The sequence below is a fragment of the Ancylothrix sp. D3o genome, assembly GCF_025370775.1.
Classification (GTDB): Bacteria; Cyanobacteriota; Cyanobacteriia; order Cyanobacteriales; family Oscillatoriaceae; genus Ancylothrix.
The window spans coordinates 1-1,860 of record NZ_JAMXEX010000108.1 but is presented as its reverse complement, the minus strand read 5'-3'; the positions used below and the strand labels follow the sequence as shown (position 1 = coordinate 1,860).

General features: G+C 44.4%; 1 protein-coding gene. It reads left to right on the top strand.

Features of this window, described 5'->3' with window-relative positions; genetic code table 11:
* Positions 1-398 precede the first annotated feature (398 nt).
* Positions 399-1,860 (top strand): toprim domain-containing protein (locus NG798_RS27500; RefSeq protein ID WP_261226905.1); only part of this gene is annotated, 1,462 nt, incomplete at its 3' end.

Below are 1,860 nucleotides of genomic sequence, written 5' to 3'. Positions count from 1 at the left end.
TAACCATCCCACCAGTAGTAGAGGTTGCCCAGCATTAAAGAAAAAACAGACCTAAAAAGTTGAAACCCCCTACTGTCTGAAGAGTAGAGGGCTTACGGAATTAGGCATAAAAGGCGGTTGATGTACCGCGTCCCACAATCTATATCCTTTTGCGCTTTAGCGAACAGCAGATAAATCGGAAATTTTGACTCTGTTGCTAAAGACTGGGGGTTTTTTTTTCTTTTCAAGAAGAATAATAACACTTTTTGAAAGGCATAACAAATTTTTACTAGGCCAGAGAAAAATATTTCACTAGCCGCGTAAACGTTAACTAAAAAGGAAAAGACCCCCAAGAAGGATAGATAAATTGTTTGTGGTGCATCTAACTGCCTCAATAATCACCAATTTGAGGCAAATCCATGAATTACGACAATAACTTCGATATCCGCAACTACATTTCCGAACTAGAAGCCCATCGGAAAAAGAAGAATAAGTATAAATGTCCAAACTGTGACACATTTAAGCTGACGATCAGTCCCAGCGAAAGTGAATATCAATGCTGGGGGTGTGGGGATACAGCAGCTATTGCTCGCATTCTGACTGAACCAGAACGCGCAGAACGCCGGCGACAACGGGATTTAACCGCCACCAGTAAATCAAAACCAAAGCTCAAAAGCCAACGAGTGAAAGGAACCCCGATTCCTAGTTCAGATAATCCGACTCCTTCAGGAAACGAACCAACAGAACTGGATAATTTAGGTTCAGATAATCCGACTCCTTCAGGGAACGAACCAACAGAACTGGATAATTTAGGTTCAGATAGTCTGGCAGCTAATCCAAACGAACCAACAGAACTAGATAATTTAGGTTCAGATAGTCTGACTCCTTCAGAGAACGAACGAACGAAAGAAGATTCTTCTATCCCACCGGCCCAAGCAGCAAATCAAACGCCCAAACTCCGCAAGAAAAAGCAGTCACGCCATACCGGCCACACCAAGAAAGCCAAGACAGCTAAAAACCCACCACTCAACCCACCACCAAACCCATTACACCTCTACCACGTTCAACATTTAGTAGGAGAAGGTTTCACCATTGAGGAGATTACCAAATTTCACGAAGATGGCGAAATTTGTTCACTTTCAGCAGAAGAAGCGCTCAACCTTGGCTTTAAAGTATGGGATGGCCAAGAATGGATTTCCAGCGCCGGCCTATTCATGCGGTTTACTCCCACCTTTGGCCAACTGCGTCTCGATAACCCCATAGTCCGCCCCAACGGCAGCATTGCTAAATATCTTACCCCCGTTGGCTATAAAGCAGAAGCCATGCTACCCCCAGGCTGTGAGGTGATTACAGAAGGTTGGAAAGATGCCAAAATCGCTACATTAAGAAGTGGTATCCCCACCGGCGCCGTTGCTGGTGTCTCCCATGTCCGCAAAGCATTACCTCAGAATAGTCGGCTAATTACTCTATTTGATGCAGATGGTCGGCTCAACCCCAGCGTCTTCAGTAGTCTATTTTATGCTGGTGAGTGGTTACACGGTAAAATCCAACTACTTCCTGAAATTGCTCAATTCCCCAAAGCCGGTTTATGTGAATATTTTAAAGCCGGTCATACCGCTGATGATTACCGCAAATTAATCGACTCAGCACTTACCCCAGAAGCTTTCCTACTAAAATGGCCTTTAACCTGGGCCAATATGCCAGATCATCGTCGCAGTACCGCTGTGAGAGTTTGTCTGAAAATAGCATCTTTTGCCCTCGGAGAATTAGAGCAAGATGACCTCATCAAACGCATTGCTAAAACCACTGGTTCTAGTAGGAAACTACGGGATATCCTCAACAAATATTTACAACCGTTCCAACAAAAAGCCACCCACGAAC